Consider the following 1,795-nt stretch of genomic DNA (forward strand, 5'->3'; position numbering starts at 1 on the left):
GCCTTTCTCCTCCCGTCCCTTGATGATCGAGGCGACCACGTTGGCACCCACGTTGCGGACCGCGCCGAGGCCGAACCGGATGTCCTCACCCACCGACATGAAGTTGGTGTGCGACTCGTTGACGTCCGGGGGCAGTACGGTGATGCCCATCTTGCGGCAGTCGGACAGGTAGACCGCGGCCTTGTCCTTGTCGTCGCCGACGGAGGTGAGCAGTCCGGCCATGTACTCGGCCGGATAGTTCGCCTTGAGGTAGGCGGTCCAGAACGACACGAGGCCGTAGCCGGCGGCGTGCGACTTGTTGAACGCGTAACCGGCGAAGGGCAGAACGGTGTCCCACAGCGCCGTGATCGCCGCCTGCGAGAAGCCGTTGTCCTTCATGCCCTGCGCGAAGCCGTCGTAGGCCTCGTCGAGGATCTCCTTCTTCTTCTTGCCCATCGCGCGACGCAGCAGGTCGGCCTGCCCGAGGGAGTACCCGGCCACCTTCTGAGCGATCTGCATGATCTGCTCCTGGTAGACGATCAGGCCGTAGGTGTCGGCGAGGATGTCCTTCAGCGGTTCCTCGAGTTCGGGATGAATCGGCTTGACCTCTTGCCGCCCGTTCTTCCGGTCGGCGTAGTCGTTGTGCGCGTTCATGCCCATCGGGCCGGGGCGGTACAGCGCGAGCACGGCGACGATGTCCTCGAAGCCGGTGGGCTGCATGCGGCGCAGCAGGTCGCGCATGGCGCTGCCGTCGAGCTGGAACACGCCGAGCGTGTCGCCGCGCGCGAGCAGTTCGTAGGTCGCCGGATCCTCCAGCGGCAGGGTGTCGAGGTCGAGATCGATCCCGCGATTGACCTTGATGTTCTCGATCGCGTCGCCGATGACGGTGAGATTGCGCAGACCGAGGAAGTCCATCTTCAGCAGGCCGATGGCCTCGCAGGACGGATAGTCCCAGCCGGTGATGATCGCGCCGTCCTGCGCGCGCTTCCACAGCGGGATCGCGTCCATGAGCGGCTCGGACGACATGATCACCGCGCACGCATGCACGCCCGCATTGCGGATCAGGCCCTCGAGGCCGAGCGCGGTGTCGTAGATCTTCTTGATGTCCGGGTTGGACTCGATCAGCTGGCGGACCTCGGCGGCCTCCTTGTACCGCTCGTGACTCGGATCGGTGATGCCCGAGACCGGAATGTCCTTGGCCATGATCGGCGGCGGCAGCGCCTTGGTGATCTGATCGGCGATCGCGAAACCGGGCTGACCGAACTGCACCCGCGCGGAGTCCTTGATCGCGGCCTTGGTCTTGATGGTGCCGAACGTGATGACCTGGGCGACCTTGTCGTTGCCCCACCGCTCGGTGGCGTACCGCACCATCTCCCCGCGGCGACGATCGTCGAAGTCGATATCGATATCGGGCATCGACACACGTTCGGGGTTGAGGAACCGCTCGAACAGCAGACCGTGCGGGATCGGGTCGATGTTCGTGATGCCCATCGCGTAGGCGACGAGCGAACCGGCGGCCGAACCACGACCGGGTCCGACGCGGATACCGACCTCGCGGGCGTGGTTGATCAGGTCGCCGACGACGAGGAAGTACGCCGGAAAGCCCATCTGGTTGATGACCGTGATCTCGTACTCGGCGCGCTCGACGTACTCGCGGGGCGGGCCGGCCGGGAAGCGCCGGTCGAGGCCGCGCATGACCTCCTTGTGCAGCCAGCTCGCCTGTGTCTCCCCTTCCGGCACCGGGAAGACGGGCATCCGGTCGCGGTGGGCCCATACCTCGTCGTAGGACTGCACGCGCTCGGCGATGAGCAACGTG

General features: G+C 65.7%; 1 protein-coding gene. It reads right to left on the minus strand.

What is annotated here, in order from left to right; translation table 11 throughout:
* Positions 1-1,795, minus strand: a 1,795-nt coding sequence (gene dnaE, locus R1101_RS0122705; protein ID WP_016935497.1) for a DNA polymerase III subunit alpha, incomplete at both ends; no start/stop codon positions are given.

Source organism: Rhodococcus sp. R1101 (genome assembly GCF_000278445.1).
GTDB classification, from domain to species: domain Bacteria; phylum Actinomycetota; class Actinomycetes; order Mycobacteriales; family Mycobacteriaceae; genus Rhodococcus; species Rhodococcus gordoniae.